The sequence below is a fragment of the Streptomyces sp. NPDC002499 genome (assembly GCF_053595415.1).
Window position 1 is genome coordinate 295726 of record NZ_JBSFXO010000012.1, and the last position, 17725, is coordinate 313450.

13 protein-coding genes are annotated in these 17725 nt (G+C 71.1%); 7 read left to right on the forward strand and 6 right to left on the reverse strand.

Going from position 1 to position 17725, the window contains the following annotated elements:
• Positions 1 to 186: 186 nt before the first annotated feature.
• The 3 genes from ACWD5F_RS32840 (at position 187) to ACWD5F_RS32850 (ending at position 4658) form a co-directional block, all read left to right on the forward strand.
• Positions 187 to 3315: an AfsR/SARP family transcriptional regulator gene (locus ACWD5F_RS32840; protein ID WP_451259955.1), complete on the forward strand. Its 3129-nt coding sequence runs from the start codon at positions 187 to 189 to the stop codon at positions 3313 to 3315.
• 326 nt (positions 3316 to 3641) lie between these two features.
• Complete coding sequence (locus ACWD5F_RS32845) at positions 3642 to 3899, forward strand: zf-HC2 domain-containing protein (RefSeq protein WP_451259957.1); 258 nt, start codon at positions 3642 to 3644, stop codon at positions 3897 to 3899.
• A gap of 189 nt (positions 3900 to 4088) precedes the next feature.
• The gene (locus ACWD5F_RS32850; protein ID WP_451259959.1) at positions 4089 to 4658 is read left to right on the forward strand and encodes a sigma-70 family RNA polymerase sigma factor; all 570 of its coding nucleotides are present in this window, start codon (positions 4089 to 4091) and stop codon (positions 4656 to 4658) included.
• A gap of 450 nt (positions 4659 to 5108) precedes the next feature.
• Here ACWD5F_RS32850 and ACWD5F_RS32855 read toward each other — a convergent pair whose 3' ends face one another.
• Together ACWD5F_RS32855 and ACWD5F_RS32860 are read right to left on the reverse strand one after the other, a co-directional pair.
• The gene (locus ACWD5F_RS32855; RefSeq protein ID WP_451259961.1) at positions 5109 to 6146 is read right to left on the reverse strand and encodes a zinc-binding alcohol dehydrogenase family protein; all 1038 of its coding nucleotides are present in this window, start codon (positions 6144 to 6146) and stop codon (positions 5109 to 5111) included.
• 153 nt (positions 6147 to 6299) lie between these two features.
• Positions 6300 to 6593, reverse strand: coding sequence for a winged helix-turn-helix transcriptional regulator (locus tag ACWD5F_RS32860; RefSeq protein ID WP_221297790.1), 294 nt, complete (start codon positions 6591 to 6593; stop codon positions 6300 to 6302).
• Between the two features lie 192 nt (positions 6594 to 6785).
• On the opposite strand from ACWD5F_RS32860, the gene ACWD5F_RS32865 reads away from it, so the two are divergent.
• Positions 6786 to 9965, forward strand: a complete 3180-nt coding sequence (locus ACWD5F_RS32865) for an AfsR/SARP family transcriptional regulator (RefSeq protein WP_451259963.1) — start codon at positions 6786 to 6788, stop codon at positions 9963 to 9965.
• A gap of 21 nt (positions 9966 to 9986) precedes the next feature.
• Here ACWD5F_RS32865 and ACWD5F_RS32870 read toward each other — a convergent pair whose 3' ends face one another.
• The gene (locus ACWD5F_RS32870; protein ID WP_451259965.1) at positions 9987 to 10418 is read right to left on the reverse strand and encodes an ester cyclase; all 432 of its coding nucleotides are present in this window, start codon (positions 10416 to 10418) and stop codon (positions 9987 to 9989) included.
• Between the two features lie 315 nt (positions 10419 to 10733).
• Here ACWD5F_RS32870 and ACWD5F_RS32875 point away from each other — a divergent pair, with 315 nt between their 5' ends.
• Both ACWD5F_RS32875 and ACWD5F_RS32880 read left to right on the forward strand, forming a co-directional pair.
• Positions 10734 to 11570, forward strand: coding sequence for an SGNH/GDSL hydrolase family protein (locus ACWD5F_RS32875; RefSeq protein WP_451260124.1), 837 nt, complete (start codon positions 10734 to 10736; stop codon positions 11568 to 11570).
• 174 nt (positions 11571 to 11744) lie between these two features.
• Positions 11745 to 12644, forward strand: a complete 900-nt coding sequence (locus ACWD5F_RS32880) for a hypothetical protein (protein WP_451259967.1) — start codon at positions 11745 to 11747, stop codon at positions 12642 to 12644.
• Between the two features lie 52 nt (positions 12645 to 12696).
• Here ACWD5F_RS32880 and ACWD5F_RS32885 read toward each other — a convergent pair whose 3' ends face one another.
• Positions 12697 to 12822: a hypothetical protein gene (locus tag ACWD5F_RS32885; RefSeq protein WP_451259969.1), complete on the reverse strand. Its 126-nt coding sequence runs from the start codon at positions 12820 to 12822 to the stop codon at positions 12697 to 12699.
• Positions 12823 to 12839: 17 nt separating this feature from the next.
• A complete protein-coding gene (locus ACWD5F_RS32890) occupies positions 12840 to 15545 on the reverse strand; it encodes a LuxR C-terminal-related transcriptional regulator (protein WP_451259971.1) in 2706 nt (901 codons plus the stop codon).
• Between the two features lie 113 nt (positions 15546 to 15658).
• Here ACWD5F_RS32890 and ACWD5F_RS32895 point away from each other — a divergent pair, with 113 nt between their 5' ends.
• Complete coding sequence (locus ACWD5F_RS32895; protein ID WP_451259973.1) at positions 15659 to 16372, forward strand: class I SAM-dependent DNA methyltransferase; 714 nt, start codon at positions 15659 to 15661, stop codon at positions 16370 to 16372.
• A 106-nt stretch (positions 16373 to 16478) separates the two neighbouring features.
• On the opposite strand, the gene ACWD5F_RS32900 is transcribed toward ACWD5F_RS32895, so the two are convergent.
• Positions 16479 to 17540 (reverse strand): MBL fold metallo-hydrolase, encoded by a 1062-nt coding sequence (locus ACWD5F_RS32900; protein ID WP_451259975.1) that lies wholly within the window; start codon positions 17538 to 17540, stop codon positions 16479 to 16481.
• Positions 17541 to 17725 lie beyond the last annotated feature (185 nt).

Consider the following 17725-nt stretch of genomic DNA (forward strand, 5'->3'; position numbering starts at 1 on the left):
CTTTCAGAGGTCGGTTCCACACAACCGCGGCACGGCATCCCGACCAAGGGCCGCAGGGGCACCTGTGAGGGAACCCAAGTGACCCTCGGGTATGCCCTTTTGTGCGGGGGGCCGGTCCCGGTCATGAGCCGCGACGCGCCGACAAGCCCCTGGGGGCGTTCGGGTGCCCACGGCATGATGACGGGCATGCGTTTTCGACTGCTCGGCCGCCTGGAGTTGGTGAACGGCGAGGGCGCGGTCACCCTTCCCGGCGCCATGTCCCGGGCGATCGTGGGACGGCTGCTGCTCGCCCACGGGACGGTCGTGCGGCGCGACACCCTCATCGGTGAACTGTGGGAGGAGCGCGAGGCGAAGGACCCGGTCAACGCGCTGCAGGTCCAGATGGCCAAGGTGCGCGCCGCCTTCGCGGCGCGGGGCGAGGACGCCCGCCTGCTGTTCGGCCACGGCGGGTACCGGATCGTGCTGGGACCGGAGGACGAGGTCGATGTGCCCGCCTTCGAGACCGCGGTCCGGGAAGGCCGGGAGCACCTCGCGGCGGCGGAGTACGAAAAGGCCGAGAGCCGGCTGCGGTTGGGGCTGTCGCTGTGGCGCGGCCGCGCCCTGGACGGCCTGGAGCGGCGGGTCTTCGAGACCGAGCGGGCGCGTCTTGAGGATCTGCGGCTGGGCGCTCTGGAGGACGCGGCCACCGCGGGCCTCGAACTCGGGCGTGCGGGGGAGCTGGTCCCCGAGCTGAAGGCCCTGGTGTCCCTCGCGCCCTTGCGCGAGCGGTCCCGGGCCCGTCTGATGCTCGCGCTGTACCAGTGCGGGCGGTTCGCGGAGGCCCTGGAGGTCTACGAGACGGGCCGACGGCTGCTGAAGTCCGAACTGGGGGTCGTCCCGTCGCCGGAGCTGCGCTCCCTGCACGCGGCGATGATCCGCCACGAGCCGTCCCTACGGGGGCCGGCTTCAGCCTCGTACCGCCTGTCCTCGACGCGCACCGATGTCCGGCCGACACCCGGCGAGGGCGATCCGATCCGACCGCTCGGCCCGTTCGTCGGCAGGCGCAAGGAGCTCGACGCGCTGCGCGAAGTCGTCGACCGCGAGCGGCTGGTGACCGTACTGGGACCGGGTGGCGTCGGCAAGACGCGTCTGGCGCTGGAGGTCTGCGCGCTGGTCCCGCCCTCCCGCGGCAAAGTCTGGTGGGTAGACCTGGCTACGGCCGACGACGCGAACGTCCTCGCGGTGGTCGCCTCCGCGCTCGGCCTGTCCGACACCTCCGTCCGCCCCGACCAGCCCCCGCACGACTACGTGCACCGCCTCACCTCGTTCCTGGCCGGACGGCCGGCCGTGCTCGCGCTCGACAACTGCGAGCACCTGCTCGACGCCGTCGCCCCGCTCGTGGCGACCCTGCTGGGCCGGTGCCCCGCACTGACCGTCCTGACCACCAGCAGATCACCACTGGAGGTCCCCGCCGAGGTGCTCTACCCCTTGGCGCCGATGCCGGACGACGAGGCCGCGGACCTGTTCGGCGCCCGTGCCGCGATGATCGACCCGTCCTTCGCCCCGGACGAGGCGGCGCTGCGCGACATCCGCTCCCTGTGCCGCAGGCTCGACGGGCTGCCGCTGGCGGTCGAACTCGCCGCCGCGCACGTCCGGTTGCTGTCCGTCCGGCAGATCGAGGCCCGCCTCGACAACCGCTTCACCCTGCTGACCAAGGGAGAGCGCACTGCACCGGCCAGACACCGCACCCTGCGCGCCGTCCTCGACTGGAGCTACGCCCTCCTCGACACCACCGAGCAGCGACTGCTGACGGAACTGGCCCTCTACGTAGGCGGCGTCACCCTCGACCTCGTCGAAGCGGTGGCCCCGCTGCCCGGGGCGGACAGTGCCGAACTGCTGCACGTACTGGGGCAGTTGGTCGACAAGTCCCTCCTCGTCCTCGTCTCCACGCCCAACGGGCCCCGGCTGCGGATGCTGGAGACGGTCCGCGCGTACGCGCTCGCCCGGCTCCGCGAGGAGGGCTGGGCGCCGGCGGCCGAAGAGCGCCTCATGACGTGGGCCGCGCGCTTCGTCCAGGACGGCAGTGCGGGCATCTCGTCCCGCGACCAGAAGGAGTGGGCCAGGCGGCTCACCGAGGAGTCCGCCAACATCAGGGCGGCGGCGGACGTGATGCCGACCAGGTCCAGGGAGGCCGAGGCCCTGCTGCTCGAGGCTCGGCTGGGCTACTTCTGGTTCATCAGCGGCCGCGAGGAAGAGGGCATCGACCGCCTCCGCCGCAGCCTGCGGGCGTACGAGGCGACGGCAGGACAGCGGACCGCGGAGCCCACCGAGGAGGACGAGTGGGCGCTGTTCCACACGATCGCCTGGCTCACCTGGCTCCATCACGTCGCCGGACATCACGCCGAAGCCGGTTCCTTCGCGGCCCGGCACAAGGCGGCCTGGCAGCACGCGAAGAACCCCGACCTCGCGGTCCTGGGCCTCTGCTACGACGCACTGCACGCGATGCTCAACGGGCGCGACGACGTGGAGGACCTCTTCGCCGCGGCGGAGGAGGCCGTGGTCGGTACCGAACTCCACTGGGACCGGGCGGTCCTGCAGACGAACTGGTCCACCTACTGCCTGCAACGCGGCGACACCGAAGGGGCCCGCCGGCACGGCCTGATCGCCGTGGCGGCCTCACGCGCGGCCGACGACGACTTCGCCCGGGTCTTCTCCCTCACCCTCTGCGGCGACGCGGACGAGAGTGACGGGCTCCGCGCCCGGGCCCGCGCGCAGTGGACCGAGGCGGCCGGGATCCTCCATGCCGTCGGGGCGCGCACCCGTTGGGCGTACGCCGTGCTCAGGCTGGCCTGCCTGGACCTCGCCGAGGGCGAATCCACCCTGGCCGAGCGGCGGTTGGCGGACGTGAGCCGGCTCGCGGACGAAGTGAGCGCGGACGACCTCCAGTCCGCCGTGGCCAATCTGCGCGGAATGCTGGCGTTCCACGACGGCCGCTTCGCGGACGCGGAGCGGATCTTCAGCGGGGTCTGGAGCTGCCCGGGGGCGCCGTCCGACCGCAGAGCGGTCTCCGCGGTCGGCCTGGCGGTCCTGGCGACGTTCGACCCGTCGACCCCCACCGCCTCGGCCGACGCGCAGGCGTGGATCATCCGGGCCCGTCAGACGCACACCGGACTGCTGGAGCCGCTCGCCCGGCACGCGGTGGGCGTGCTGCTGGACCGGCTGGACGCCCACCACCGGTCAGGGGCGGACGGGGCAGGGGCGTACGGGCGGGGCGGGACGGACCAGGTGCGTGACTGGCTCGCGGGCAGCCCTTCGGTACTGGCCGCCTTCTGCTGAACCGCCCCGGCCGGCGGATCGTGAACCTCTTCGGGGTGTGCGCCGTAGCAGCCATCGGACGGCACCCGGTCGTGCCGAGGAGCCGTTTCCTTCACTTCTCACGTGGCCGTCCGCTTCCCACGTGGCCCTCGCCGACGAAAGGCACAGCACCATGACCCAGTACCAGGGGTGGACCGATCTCGGAGAGGACGCCGTCACCGAACTGGCCGACCGGATCGACGGATCCGTGTTCACCCCGGACGCCACGGGCTGCGCGGGAGCGATCGCTCCGGAACAGCACCACGCCGAGCCGTCGGGACACCGACCTGATTCCAGGAGGCCGCACGGTGACATGCGAGCAGGAGACAACCGCACTGGCCGCCTACGCCATGGCGGCCCTCGACCCCGCTGAGACCGTGCGCGTCGACAGACACGTACGGGAGTGCCCGGTCTGCGCGGGTGACGTGGACGGGATCCGCACCACGCTCGCCGCGGTCCGCGGACTGCCGGACGAGGACTTGCTGGGCGACTGGTCCGGCAGGCTCGCCGACCTGCGGGAGACAGCGGTCCGAGCGGCCCGGGCCCAGGTCCCCGACCAAGGGTGAACACGGCTGTCCGACCACGGTTGAACAGCGCCCTTTCCGCTGCCTTTCCTGCGCCTGTCCTCGCGGACGCGGGAAGGGCAAGCGGACATCAAGCGGTCCGCAAGAGGTCCCCCCGAAGGTTTCCCCGTTCAGCTTTCAACGAGTGAGTGCGCCGTGCCTCGATCCACGGCTCACCGGGGGAACGTGGCGATGAGGCACAGCACAGGAGTCCGGGACACCGAGGCGGACCTGGCCGGCGGGACGTGTGGCAGGGGGCGCGACGACGCGTTCATCCGTGCCGTCTACGACAAGCACGGGGTGTTCCTGCTGAGAGTGACCACCGGACTGCTCCTGGGCGACAGCCATCAGGCCCAGGACCTGGTCCAGGAGGCCGTCCTGCGTGCCTGGCAGAACGCCGACATCCTCGATCCCGACGCCGAGGGCATCCGGCCGTGGCTCATCACGGTCGTCCGCAACCTCGTCATCGACGGCTACCGCGCCCGCAAGGCCCGTCCGCCGGAGACGGTCGACACCGCGCTGAACGACATGCCCGGTCCGGAGTCCATGGACCCGGCCCTCACCAGGAAGCTGGTGCGCGAGGCTTTGGGGGACCTGACGTTGCAGCACCGCGAGATCCTCGTCCACGTCGAGTTCCTGGACCGGTCCGTGGCCCGGACGGCGAAAGCACTGGGCATACCGCCGGGCACGGTCAAGTCCCGGACCCATCTGGCCCTCAAGGCCCTGCGCGCCGCCCTGGTCGAACGGGGCTACACCCCGTGAGGGGGCTACACCCCGTGAGGGGTACACGCCGTGCGCGCGCCCCGTGGAGCGACGATCCGATTCCGAGGGACGGCGAATGCGGAAAACGGCGGACGCGTATACGTCGCTAGCGCGCTCCACGATTCGCAGCGGGCTCGCGCCGATTCGCCCGCCGGCGCGCCGCGTCCACCATGTTCCTTTCCTCCTGGGTCAGCAGATTCATGAGTCTCTCGTTGTTGACCCAGTCATTCAGCAGGGCGTGCGAGCCTCCCAGACTCAGGGAGTACGCCCACATGCTCCGCCCTCGCCTCGTTCCGTCCCATTCGGCTGCCCAGCGGAGCAGATGACCCATTCGCTGCTCCGGCGTGAACCTCGTCAATCGCATGCTCGTCACGTTTCCATGGTTACGAGAAGGCCTGTTCTTCTTCCGGTCTGTAGACGGCGCGCAGAACAAGGAGGTTCACGAAAGGCTCAGAATCCGGTGAGCGTCACCTTGCCGATGGTGCTGCCGGACTCCAGGATCCGGTGCGCCTCGCGCAGATGGGCCGCGTTGATCGTGCCGAGGTCCTGGGTGGCCGTGGTCCGCAGGGCACCCTCGTCCACGAGCTGGGCGATCCGGTCGAGGATGTGGTGCTGCGTCACCTCGTCCGGGGTGTGGAACAGCGAGCGCGTGAACATGAGTTCCCAGTGAAAGGAGATGCTCTTCGCCTTCAGCAGGCCGATCTCCACGGGACCGAAGTCGTCGATGGCGAGCAACTGCCCGAACGGCTTGAGCATGTCGGCGTACGCGCCGAGGTTCCGGTCCGTGCCCGCGGTGCCGAAGATGTGGTCCACCCCGCCGGGCGCCACCTCGGCCACCTGCGCCGGCAGCGGGCGATGGTGGTCGACCACGTGCGTCACGCCCATCCGACGCGCGAACTCGACGGTCTCCGGGCGGGAGGCGGTGCCGATCACGGTCAGACCGGTGAGGGCGCGGGCCAGTTGAGCCACCATGGCCCCGACGCCGCCCGCCGCCGCGGTCACCAGCAGGGTGCCGGTCTCGGCCGAAGCGCCCTCGCGCAGACCGAGCCGCTCGAACAGGCCCTCCCAGGCGGTGAGGGAGGTCAGCGGCAGCGCCGCCGCCTCGGCGAAGGAGAGCGTGCGGGGCTTGTGGCCGACGATGCGCTCATCGACCGCGTGGAAGCGGGAGTTGGTGCCCGGCCGGTCGAGCGCGCCGGCGTAGAAGACCTCGTCGCCGACCTCGAACAGCTCCACTTCCGCACCGACCGCGACGACCCGCCCTGCGGCGTCCCAGCCGAGCACCTTGGGCTCGCCGCCCGGGTCGTTGTTCTGCCGGATCTTGTAGTCGACGGGGTTGACCGCGATGGCCTCCACCTGGACCAGCAGATCGTGCGGACCCGGCTGGGGCACGGGCAGTTCGACGTCGACCAGGCTCTCGGTGTCGTCGATCGGCAGGCTCTTGCGGTAGGCGACGGCGGGCATGGTCGTCGTCTTCCAGGTCTCACTCATGGGGGTCTCCTCGACAGATGCGGTGGGCCGACGAGGACCGGCGGCCACGACTCGCACGGTACCTATCAGGAGGTAGTAACCATCAAGGGAGCCTACTTCCCAATGGGAACTATTGAGGTGAGGTCACCGAAAGGAGTCCAGGATGTCGAGGGGTCAGGCGGATTCCGGGAACCGGTCGATGTTCTGCTCCACCCAGGTGCGCAGATGGGAGAGCGGCGCGCAGGCGTCCTTGCCGAGCGGGGTCAGGCTGTACTCCACGCGCGGCGGCACTTCCGCGTAGATCTGCCGGTCGACCAGGCCGTAGTCCTCCAGGCGGCGCAGCGTCTGGGTGAGCACCTTGGGGCTCACGCCCTGCAACCGGCCGCGCAGTGCTCCGAAGCGCTGGGGCCCTTCCTCCAGCGCGCCCAGTGCGAGAGCGCTCCACTTGTTGGCGAGCAGGTCCAGCATGTCGCGGCAGGGGCAGGCGGCCGAGTAGACGCTCTTGGGGTCGTCGCAGAGGCCCGATGTCTTCGTCATACGGCAAAAGTACCCAACGGGTACCAATGTGCCTTGCCGGTAACCACACCCCTCCTCGTACGGTCACGGGCAGGTTCGGAGACCCGGGATTCGAACATCGGAACCGCTGATGAAGGCTGACGCATGAACGATGACGCCCTGCACCTCCGACTGCTCGGCCGCCTGGAGCTGGCCGACGGGAGCGGTGCCATCGCGCTGCCGGGCGCCGTCTCCCGGGCGATCGTCGGCCGGCTGCTGCTGGCCGGCGGAGCGGTCGTGCGCCGCGACACCCTCATCGACGAGCTCTGGGAGGACCGCGACGCCAAGGACCCGGTCAACGCGCTCCAGGTCCAGGTGGCCAAGCTGCGCGCGGCACTCGCGACCCGCGGCCAGGAGGGGCGGCTCCAGTCGCGGCACGGCGGATACCGCTTCGCCCTGGGACCGGACGACGAACTCGACACGGTCCGTTTCGAGGCGGCGGTCCACGACGGTCGCGAACACCTGGCGGCCGGGTCGCACCGGCGGGCGGAGGACGTTCTCCGCCGGGGACTCGAGCTGTGGCAGGGCCGCGCGCTGGACGGCCTGAAGGGCCGGGTCTTCGACGCCGAGCGGCTGCGCCTCGAGGAACTGCGCCGCAGCGCACAGGAGGACGCCGGCGCCGCGGGCCTCGAACTCGGCCGCGCGGAGGAACTGATCCCCGAACTGACCGCGCTCGTCTCCGCCGCACCCCTGCGCGAGCGCTCCCGGGCCCGCCTGATGCTCGCGCTCCACCGCTGCGGACGCCACGCCGAGGCGCTGGACGTCTACGAAGCGGGCTGCAGACTGCTGAGATCCGAGCTGGGCGTCGACCCGTCACCCGAACTGCGGTCCCTGCACGCGGAGTTGCTGACAGCCGACCCGCGCCCCGGTACGGCGACCTCGGACTCCGTACGGTTGTCCCCGGCGCCCCCCGATTCCCACGCGACGCCCGCCGACTCCCGCCCGACGCCCGCCGAAGGCGGCCCGGACCACCCGCTCGGCCCGTTCGTCGGACGCGGCGCGGAACTCGACCGACTGCGTGCGGTCCTCGACCGCGAGCGGCTGGTCACCGTCGTAGGACCGGGCGGTGTCGGCAAGACCCGCCTCGTCCTCGAGGCCTGCGTGCTGACGGAGCCTTCGTACGACGGTGTGTGGTGGGTCGATCTGGCCGCAGCCGAAGGCGTGGGCGTCCTCCCGGCGATCGCCGCGGCCCTGGGCCTCTCGGACGCGTCGGTCCGCCCCGACCAGCCCCCGCACGACTACGTGCACCGGCTCACCTCGTTCCTCGCCGGACGCCGGGCGCTCCTTGTGCTCGACAACTGCGAGCACCTGCTCGACGCGCTCGCCCCGCTCGTGGCCGTCCTGCTCGGCCGGTGCCCCGCGCTGACCGTCCTGGCGACCAGCAGAGCACCGCTGGCCGTCGCCGGCGAGACGCTGTACCCGCTGGCGCCGCTGCCCGACGGCGAAGCCGCGGAACTCTTCCTCACCCGAGCCGTCATGATCGACCCGTCCTTCACCGCGGACGAGACGGCGATGGACGACATCCGCTCACTGTGCCGCAGACTGGACGGCCTGCCGCTCGCGGTCGAACTCGCCGCCGCGCACGTGCGGTTGCTGCCGGTACGCGAGATCGAACTCCGCCTCGACAACCGCTTCGCCCTGCTGGCCAAGGGGAAGCGGACCGCTCCCGCCCGGCACCGCACCCTGCGTGCCGTCCTCGACTGGAGCTACACCCTCCTGGACACCACCGAGCAGCGGGTACTGACCGAACTCGCCCTGTACGTCGGCGGCTGCTCCCTCGACATCGCCGAGACGGCGATCCCGCTGCCCGGCCCGTACCACCACGAGATCCTGCACGTGCTGGCCCAACTCGTCGACAAATCCCTGCTGTTCACCGTCTCGACGCCCGACGGGAGCCGGCTGCGGATGCTGGAGACGGTCCGCGAGTACGCGCTGGACCGGCTCCGGGAGGAAGGACGGGCGGCCGAGGCGGAGGAACGCTTCATGGCCTGGGCCCTGAGTTCCGTACCCGAGAGCACGGACGGGATCGCGCCCGGCGACCAGGGCGAGTGGAACAGACGGCACACCGCGGAATCCGCCAACATCCGGGCGGCCTCCGATCTCATGATGGCCCGGTCGAGAACGGCTCAGGCGCTGCGGCTGGAAGCACGCCGGGGCAGCTACTGGATCATCAGCGGCCGCGAGGAAGAAGGGATCGACCGGCTCCGGCGCAGCCTGCGGGCGTACGACACCGCGGCCGAACAACGGATCGCGGCACCCACCGAAGAGGACGAACGAGCGCTCTTCTACGCCCTCGCGTGGCTCGTCTGGCTCAACCACGTGATCGGCCGGCACGCGGAGGGCAGCTACTTCATCGGCCGGTACAGGACGGCCTGGCGCCAGGCGAAGAACCCCGACCTCGCCGTCCTGGGGCCTTGCTACGAGCCGCTCCACGCCATGCTGAAGGGGCAGGCCGACGTGGCGGAACTCTTCGTACGGGCCGAACAGGGCCTAGCGGGCACCGAGTTCCACTGGGAGCGAGCGATCCTCCTGACCAACTGGACGACGTACTGCCTCCAGGTCGGCGACATCGACGGCGCCCGAGGCCATGGCCGGGCCGCCGTCTCGTCGGCGCGCGCCTCCGGCGACGACTTCGCCACGGCATGCTCCCTCACGCTCCTCGGCGACGCCGACGAGAGCGCCGGCCTCCGCGATCACGCCCGCGCGCACTGGACCGAGGCGGCCCGCATCCTCCGTTCCATCGGCGCGCGCGGCCAGTACGCGTACGCCGCCCTCAGGAACGTGTGCCTGGACATCGCGGAGGGAGCGGTCGAGAGGGCGGAGATCCGGCTCTCCGAGGTGATCCGGCTCGCCGACGACCTGAGTGCCGACGACCTTCGGGCGGCGGCAGCCATCCTGCGCGGAGCGCTGGCCTTCCACGCGGGCCGCTTCCCGGACGCGCAGGCGATCTTCACCGGCGTCTGGGACAGCCCTACGGCACCCCTAGACCGCCGAGCGATGTCCGCCGTCGGCCTGGTGGCGGTGGCGACGTTCGGCCCACCCACCCCCTCGGCCGCCACCGACGCCCGGCGGTGGATGGACCGCGCCCGCGAGGCACTCGACCGAGTCCGTGAGCCGCTGGCCCGCCGCGCGGTGGGCGCCCTGCTGGACCAGCTGGACGCCTACTTCGAGTCCGGCCCCAGCGGCGAGATCGGAGCGGACCGGGTCCAGGCCTGGCTGGCCGGCAACCCGTCCGTACTGGCCGGCTTCACCGGCGTACTGAACGGCCCGGGCCGGCACCGCTGACCTGTCCTTCTCGCTCGGATCTCAGGTGGTGTGTGCCGGGGCGGGCGAGATCTGCTGCATGAGGCTGATCATGTCCGGGGCGACCCACTCCTCGGCGATCCTGTCGCCTTCGATGCGGTAGATCTCGACGCTGCGGAAACTGACCTCACGGTCCGTCGCCGCGACCCCCTGGAAGGTGCCTCGGTGCGTGCCACGAAAGTGGACCCGTACTGCCACCTTGTCCTCGGCGCCGAACATGTCCTCGACGTTGATCCGCAGGTCGGGGAAGCCTTCCCACATGGCCTGAGCCCCCAGCCGCCAGACCTCCGGACCGTGCAGCGGGTCGGGCACTCCGGGGACGTTGGCGATGAAGTTCTCCGTCAGCATCGCCACGCACGCGTCCAACTCACCGAGCTCCAGCGACTTGTAGGCCGACCGCAGCAGGGCCAGGTTCTTCTCAGGGGTGGTGTTCATCCCGGTGTCCTTTCCGGAGGGATCGCTCTGATCCGCCTTGCCCCGAGTAGAAACGCTGCCGCCGCGTCAAGGTCAAGAGTGAACCGGGGCACGCGGCGGCTCGTAGACCGCGTGCGGCGAGAACCGCGAACGGCTTGTCAGACGCAGTCACAACCAATACGCGAACCTCCTTGATGCGTAAGCCGTTTGACGTGTCGCCAGGACAATGCCCCCACCCTTCGGGGGCCCGACGAATGGACGGTCTTGAACAAGCAGACCAAGAGATCCCCCGGCCGGCGCGGCCTGCTGCGCGGCGCCCTCGTGGCGAGTTGTGCGATGGCCCTGTCCGCCGCGGGCGCGACAGCGGCGAGCGCCTCGATACCCGCCCCACGCACCGTCGACTACGTCGCGCTGGGCGACTCGTACGCCTCCGGCCCCGGCATCCCGACCCAGGTCGACACCGCGTGCGCGCGGTCCGACCAGAACTATCCGTCGCTCCTCGCGGCGGCACGGAACTGGCGGCTGACCGACGTCAGTTGCTCGGGCGCCACGACCACCGCCCTTGCCGGGCCCCAGGGTGCGCAGCCGCCGCAGCTCGACGCACTCGGCGCGGACACCGACCTGGTCACCCTGACCATCGGAGGCAACGACCTCGGCTTCTCCAACAACCTGGCCACCTGCGCCGGCCTGACGTCCAAGGACCCGACGGGCCACCCCTGCCAGACCTTCTTCACGAGCGACGGCACCGACCGGCTGGCGCAGCGGGTCAACGACATCGCCCCCAGGATCACCGCCGCGCTGGACGCCGTACGGGAGCGGGCTCCCTACGCCAAGGTCGTGGTGGTCGGCTATCCGGACCTGTTCCCGGACGACGGGGTTGGCTGCACCAGTTCCGCCGTACCGCTCGCGGCCGGTGACTTCGCCTACCTGCGGGACACCGAGAAGAAGCTCAACGCGATGCTCGCGAGCCAGGCGTCGGCGAACGGCGCGGGCTACGTCGACACCTACACGCCCACGGTGGGACACGACATGTGCCGACCGGCCGGAGAGCGCTGGATCGAACCTCTGGTCGCGACGGCTCCGGCCGCACCCGCGCACCCCAACGCCCAGGGCCAGCAGGCCATGGCCGCCGCGGTCGAGCACGCCCTCCACTGCCGCGCATACCGCCGCTGATCCGCAGGGGAGAGGGAAGGGGGTGTCGGCTGTCCCGAAAGAGCCGACACCCCCAACTCCCGTAATGTCGCGGTCTCGTGAACCTCTTCGTGGCCACGCCCGTAGCCAGTGCAGTGCCCGCGGCGATCCCGTGGGCCACCGATCGTCGACGCACAGGAACGGATGAACTCAACAATGAGATCCAGGACCGCGATGCGCTTCCCGCTCGACCGTCCCGCCCTCTCTCTCGGCAGCCGCGCGCGCACGCTGGGCGTCTCGCTCGCTCTCGGCGCGTTGCTGGCGTCGGGCACGGCAATCTCCCTCGCCGCTCCGGCCGTTGCCGCGACTGGAGACGTCAAGTGCCCGTCCACGGCGTGTGTGCAGGTGGCGCCGGGAGCCGGTTCCCCGGTGGGCATCGCTCCCGACAACGCCGGGTCGTTGTACCTGGCGTACTCCGGAGGCGATCTGCTCAAGCTCGAGCTGGCCACCGGAGCCCTCAGCACGATCACCACCGGCCTGGGCAACCTCCGCGGGGTGGCCGTCGCCGACGGCAACGCGTACATCACCAACTTCGAGGGCACGCTTCAGCAGGTCTCCCTCGCCACCGGCAGTCGCCGTACCCTGGCCGCCGGCCTGCCCTCGCTCTTCGGCGTGACGCGCGTCGGCACCACCACCTATGTCACCGACGGCAACGGGGAGATCGTCGCGGTCCCGGACGGCGGGGCGGCGCACGTGGTGGCCACGGGTCTCGGGTTCTCGTACGGCATCGCGTTCGACAAGGCGGGGCTCGCCTACACCGCGGACATGATGACCGGCCGCATCCTGCAGACGGACGTGACCACCGGTACGACCCGCACGCTGGTCACCCAGGCCTACGAACCCACGTCGATCTCGGTGGGCCCCGACGGCCTGGTCTACTTCCAGGTGGTCCACGAGGTGAAGCGCGTGAACCCCGTCACCGGGGTCCAGTCCCACGTCACCAACCTCGTCGGGGTCAACAGCTTCAGCTTCTCGCTGGCGGCGTCCGGGGACGCGTACACCGCCGGCAGCAGCAACGACGGGCTGTGGCGAATCATCGGCCTGACGGCGCGCTGAGCCGCCAGGACCCGTTCGGAGTCACCCCTGGTCCTGGCGCTCTCCGGTCACGTCACGCGTTCGTACCGGTGAGCCGCGCCGTCAGGAACCGTCCGGCGCTGTCCAGCGCGGCGATCGCTTCGTCGAGGAGCGGACCGTAGGCCTGGAAGACGTGCGGTACCCCAGGGGTGACCTCCAACGTGACCTGTACGAGGCTCAGCCGCGGCCGTTCGACAGCAGTCGCAGCTCCCGGCCGCGCTGCACCGCCGAGGACCGGTCGCCGGCGCCGAGCTTGGCGTAGATCCGGCGGATGTGGGTGTTGACGGTGTTGGGCGAGACCGACAGCTCGGCGGCGATCTCGGGCCGGGTGAGATTGGTCGGCAGGTAGCGCAGGACGCGCAGCTCGCTCGGGCTGAGTTCCTCGGCCGGTTCCGCGGCCGGTCGGTCCCGTCCCGTCGGCGCGTCGCCGTGGACGGCGTCGAGGATGTCGGAGACCAGCGCGGCATGCGAAGTCCTGTGCTGTACGGCGTCGAGCAGTTCCCACGCGCCGGTCGTCGCGAAGGGCAGGATCGTCCGGTCCGGCTCGGCGAGGTGCAGGGCCTGTTCGACGGCCGCCCTCGCCGCGTGATCGTCGCCCAGGTCGCGGCAGGCGAGCGCGTCCAGGAGTTGGGCCTCGATCGGGGTGAGGAAGGAGTTGACGGGGGCGGTGCCGTCGAGGACGGACCGCAGTTCGTGGCGGGCGGCGACGGGGTCCTTCTCGGCGAGGCGGATCACCGCGGCCGCGGTGCGGATCTCGCCGGCCGCGGCCTGCCGGTCGTCGAGACCGGCGAGGAGCCTCCGCGCCTGGTCGACCATCCCGAGGCGGGCCTGCGTGGCGATCGTCCAGGCGGTCACCCGGGACGACAGCCCGTGCCGGCCCACCATGTGCGCCTGCACCTGCTCGGCGGCGGTCAACTCGGCCAGCGCCTCCCGGTGTTGGCCGCGCGCCGCCGGAAGCATCGCGGAGATCAGCCGCACCAGCAGCCGGACTCCGGGTTCGCCCTCGGACCGGGTGACGCGCCGTGCGCGCTCCAGCCACCGTTCCCCTTCGTCGAACTCGCCCGTGCAGATCAACGCCCCGGCGAGGGACGCCTGCGCGGGGGCGATCACCGGCTCGGCGTCCCAGCCGTACCGCGCGGCCAGCGCGATGGCCTCCTCGCAGCGCTGCCGGACCAGCGCGAAGGAACGGTTGCCGGAGACGAATCCCAAGTGGGCACGGCAGGCCACCTCCAGATAGGGGCGGCCGATGTCGCGGGCGAGCGCGGCGCCCTCCAGAAGGTGCCGCTCGCTGTCGTCGAGCCGCAGCGACCAGGCCTCGGTGACCCCCAGATTCAGCAGCGCGAGGGCCCGCAGGTCACCGGCGAGCGCGACCTCGGTGTGTGACTGGCCGGCCGCGGGGGAGGGCAGCGCGTCGGCCTGCTCGAACACGGCGTCGAAGTGCCCGCGCAGCCGGGCCAGCAGCAGCTCCAGGGACGCGATCGCCGTCCGCAGCCGGGGCCGGCGGTCGGGCGGTGTCGTAGCGGCGTACGACCTGGCGATCTCCAAGTGCGCCTGGGCTTCGGCGAGTCGGTGCCGGTGGAGGTCGGCGTTGGCGTGCACCAGCGCCAGCTCCGGGGAGTCCTCGTAGGCGCCGGACCGGAAGGCGCGCAGCAGCGCGACCACGGTTCCGGCCTGTCCGTCGAGCGTGAGGCTGACGGTGTGATCGGTGAGCAGGTGGGCCGCCTCGGCCCAGTCGCCGGCGGCCTGCAGATGTCGTACGGCATCGGCGGCCTGGGCGTGTTCGGCGAACCAGCGCGCGGCCAGCCGGTGCAGTTCCGGGATGGCCTCCGGGAGGGTGCGGCGCAGTTCCAGCCGGAGCAGGTCCGCGAACAGGCGGTGGTAGCGGAACCACGTGCGGCCAGGATCCAGGGACACGACGAACGCGTTGGCGTCCTCCAGATCCAACAGGATGCGTTCCGAACCGGCCGCCCCCGTGAGCAGATCGGCCAGCTCGCCGTTGATCCGGTCGGTCAGGGAGGTGCGGAGCAACAGCCTTTGCACATGGGCGGGTTGCCGCTCCAGCATCTCGGCCAGCAGATACTCGGCGACCGTACGGTGACTGCCGGAGAACTCGGCGACGAAGCGTTCGGGATCCGGGTGCCCGGTCAGGGAGAGCACCGCGAGCCGCAGTCCGGCCGCCCAGCCCTCGGCACGCAGATGCAGCACGCCGGCCACGTCGTCGGACAGCGCGACTCCGGAAGCGGCGAGGAGTTCACGGGTCTCGGCCGCGGTGAAGCGCAGCTCGGCGGCGCGGATCTCGGCCAGTTCCCCGTTCAGCCGCAGCTTGTGCAGCCGCAACGGCAGGTCGTGCCGGGTGGCCACGATCACGTGCGCGCCCTCGGGGAGATGCGTCAGCAGGTCCGAGAACTGCTCGGTGGCCTCTACGGAGTCGAGTTCGTGCAGGTCGTCGACGGCGAGGAAGAAGGTGCCGCCGGACGCCGTGAGCTCGGACAGCACCTTGTCCAGCAGGGTGGCGCCGTTGAATCCGGGGGCCACGGGCGGCGGTTCAGCGGTTCCCTCGGCGCCGGCCGCGACGCGGACCGCGTCCAGCAGGGCGAGCCAGAACAGTTGAGCGTCCTGCTGGCTCGGCCGTACCGACACGAACGCGATACGGCGGTCCTGTCCCGGCCGGTCGGCGGCCCAGGCGCGCAAGAGTGAGGTCTTTCCGCTGCCGGCCGGCGCGGAGATCATCGTCACCGGCTTCTCGGCCGCGCGGTCCAGGGCGGCGACCAGCTCGCGGCGGTCGATGAGACCGGGTCTGCCCCGGCCCGGACCCGGGCCTGGTGCGCGGCCCGAACCCGCTGCGGCCGGCAGGTGGGGCTTCGAGCCATGTCCATGAGCCACGCGGTCAGCGTAGCCGAGCCGAATCACCGCATCCCGGCGGCGACCGAGGCCGTCGGAGGAGCAGGCACGGACTACGTGCCTTCGACGCGGGCGTTCCGCATAGTCTCGCGGACATGACAGATACGTTCGCGGGTGTCCGCCTCCTCGGCCCGCCGGAGACCGACGGCGAGTACATCGTGCTGAGCGAGCACGAGACGGTGCACCTGCACGAGTACACGCGGATCTACGCCGTGCCGGGCCTGTACGAGCATGTCGTCCAGGAACGCCTGCGGTGCACGTCGCCGCAGGTCGCGGCCGAGGGCTTCCTGCGCGCGGCCGAGCGCCTCGGGCTGGATCCGGGCTCGACGACGGTCCTCGACGTCGGCTCCGGCACGGGCCTGGTCGGCGAACTCGTGCGCCGCGGTGGCGTGGCCCGGGTCGTCGGAGTGGACGCACTGCCCGCGGCACGCGAGGCGTGTCTGCGCGACCGGCCGGGCGTCTACGCCGACTACCTGGTCGGCGACTTCCTGCACCCCGACGCACTCCGCGCGGCGCTACGCCCGTACGCGCTCGGCGGGTTGGTGTCGGCGGGGGCGTTCGGCGGCACGCACGCCACACCTCAGGCACTCGACAACGCACTCGAACTCCTGCCGCCCGGCGCTCCCGTGGCCTTCACGATCGACGAGCGGTGGATGGACGAGTCCGATCCGGACGGGTTCGGTGCCGCCGTCGAGCGCCTGGTGGCCGACGGCGGTCTCACGGTGCTGGAACGAACCCGCTTCCAGCACCGGGTGACGACGACCGGCGAGCCGATCTTCTACCAACTCGTGGTGGGGCGGACGGGTTGAGGTGAACGACCGCACTGGACCCGCGAGTTGATGTCAGGATGCGCGTCGCGAACTCCTTCGATCAGGCATGGACCGATCAGGCATGGACCGATCAGGCATGGACCGATCAGGCATGGACCTGCGAGTCGAGACCGAGGTCGAGGCGGAGGGATTCGAGGATGATGAACGTCGTACTGGCCGTGTACACATCTGCCGCGGCGAGGACGCCGGTGTACTTCTTGATGACCGGCCCGGCCGCGTAGGCGACCTGGGCGGCCTGGTACTCCTTGACCGCGCCCCACACGTTGTTGCCGTACTTCACGAAGTACGGCGTGGGGTCGACCGTCACGAGCGCCTTCTTGACGTTCTCGACGATGTCGTCCACGTACTGCTGGTACACGACCATGTCCTGGCGGGAGCCCAGCCTGCCGATGTGGCCGCCGATGAAGTGCTTCCACGGGTAGCTCAGGGCCTTGGCGGGGGCGGCGATGGAGCCGGGGACGTCCTCGTTGAGGTTGAAGCTGTCGAAGGGGACCCAGCCGGGCAGCAGGACGTCGACGAGCATCAGGGTGTTGTGGTTCGGCAGGTGGATGTAGACGTTGTCGGGGGTGTGGTTGGTGCCGTGCCAGGCGAGTTCGACGCGCTCGCCGCCGACGCGCAGCGTGAACCGCTTGTCGAAGGTGATGTCGGGCACCGGCCGGGTCGGGTCGTTGTCGCGGGCCAGGAGCTTCTTGGCCTCGGAGTGGCCGATCCGCACCACGTGCCGGCCGAACAGCGACGAGGCGCCGAGGTGGTCGGCGTGGTGGTGGGAGTAGACCAGGTGGGTCACTCTGTTGGAGACGCCGTTGGCTGAGGCGATCTCGTCGATGGCGCGCTGGAGGTTGTGCCCGATGGACGGCGGCGCGTCGAACAGCACGACACCCTCACGGGTCGTCAGGAACGCCGCCTGGTAGGTGCCGTCGGTGACCCAGTACAGGTTCTTCTCGATCCGACCGACGTAGTAGCCCTGCGCGTTGACGGCGGGCCCGAGCGCGGACGGCGGTATCGGCGCGTAGTCGGGCAACGTGGCTGTCTGCCCGGCGGCGGACGCCTGACCGGCGAGCGCGCCGTCGGCCAGCACGGCGACCGTGGGCACGGTCGCCAGCGCCGCGCTGCGGGCGAGGAAGGAACGGCGGTTCGTCGAAGACATGGTGATCCCCTTCGGGCAGTCGTGCCCTACGTGATCTGGATGTGGGTGTGGACGTGAATGGGGGTGGGGGCTGGGATGGGGTGCGGGGCGGGTGTGGCGTCGGACCGGTCCGCACTACGCGCCGTACGCCGGCACGATCGCGGTGTCCGCGAGTACCACCGCCGTGGCCGGGCCCAGGCCTCCGC

What these genes read in the sequence shown, in the direction of transcription:
- ACWD5F_RS32895 (WP_451259973.1), top strand. Translation starts at nt 15,659, where the DNA reads ATGACAGATACGTTCGCGGGTGTCCGCCTCCTCGGCCCGCCGGAGACC.
- ACWD5F_RS32870 (WP_451259965.1), bottom strand. Translation starts at nt 10,418, where the DNA reads ATGAACACCACCCCTGAGAAGAACCTGGCCCTGCTGCGGTCGGCCTAC.
- ACWD5F_RS32865 (WP_451259963.1), top strand. Translation starts at nt 6,786, where the DNA reads ATGAACGATGACGCCCTGCACCTCCGACTGCTCGGCCGCCTGGAGCTG.
- ACWD5F_RS32855 (WP_451259961.1), bottom strand. Translation starts at nt 6,146, where the DNA reads ATGAGTGAGACCTGGAAGACGACGACCATGCCCGCCGTCGCCTACCGC.
- ACWD5F_RS32880 (WP_451259967.1), top strand. Translation starts at nt 11,745, where the DNA reads ATGAGATCCAGGACCGCGATGCGCTTCCCGCTCGACCGTCCCGCCCTC.
- ACWD5F_RS32900 (WP_451259975.1), bottom strand. Translation starts at nt 17,540, where the DNA reads ATGTCTTCGACGAACCGCCGTTCCTTCCTCGCCCGCAGCGCGGCGCTG.
- ACWD5F_RS32875 (WP_451260124.1), top strand. Translation starts at nt 10,734, where the DNA reads ATGGCCCTGTCCGCCGCGGGCGCGACAGCGGCGAGCGCCTCGATACCC.
- ACWD5F_RS32840 (WP_451259955.1), top strand. Translation starts at nt 187, where the DNA reads ATGCGTTTTCGACTGCTCGGCCGCCTGGAGTTGGTGAACGGCGAGGGC.
- ACWD5F_RS32850 (WP_451259959.1), top strand. Translation starts at nt 4,089, where the DNA reads ATGAGGCACAGCACAGGAGTCCGGGACACCGAGGCGGACCTGGCCGGC.
- ACWD5F_RS32860 (WP_221297790.1), bottom strand. Translation starts at nt 6,593, where the DNA reads ATGCTGGACCTGCTCGCCAACAAGTGGAGCGCTCTCGCACTGGGCGCG.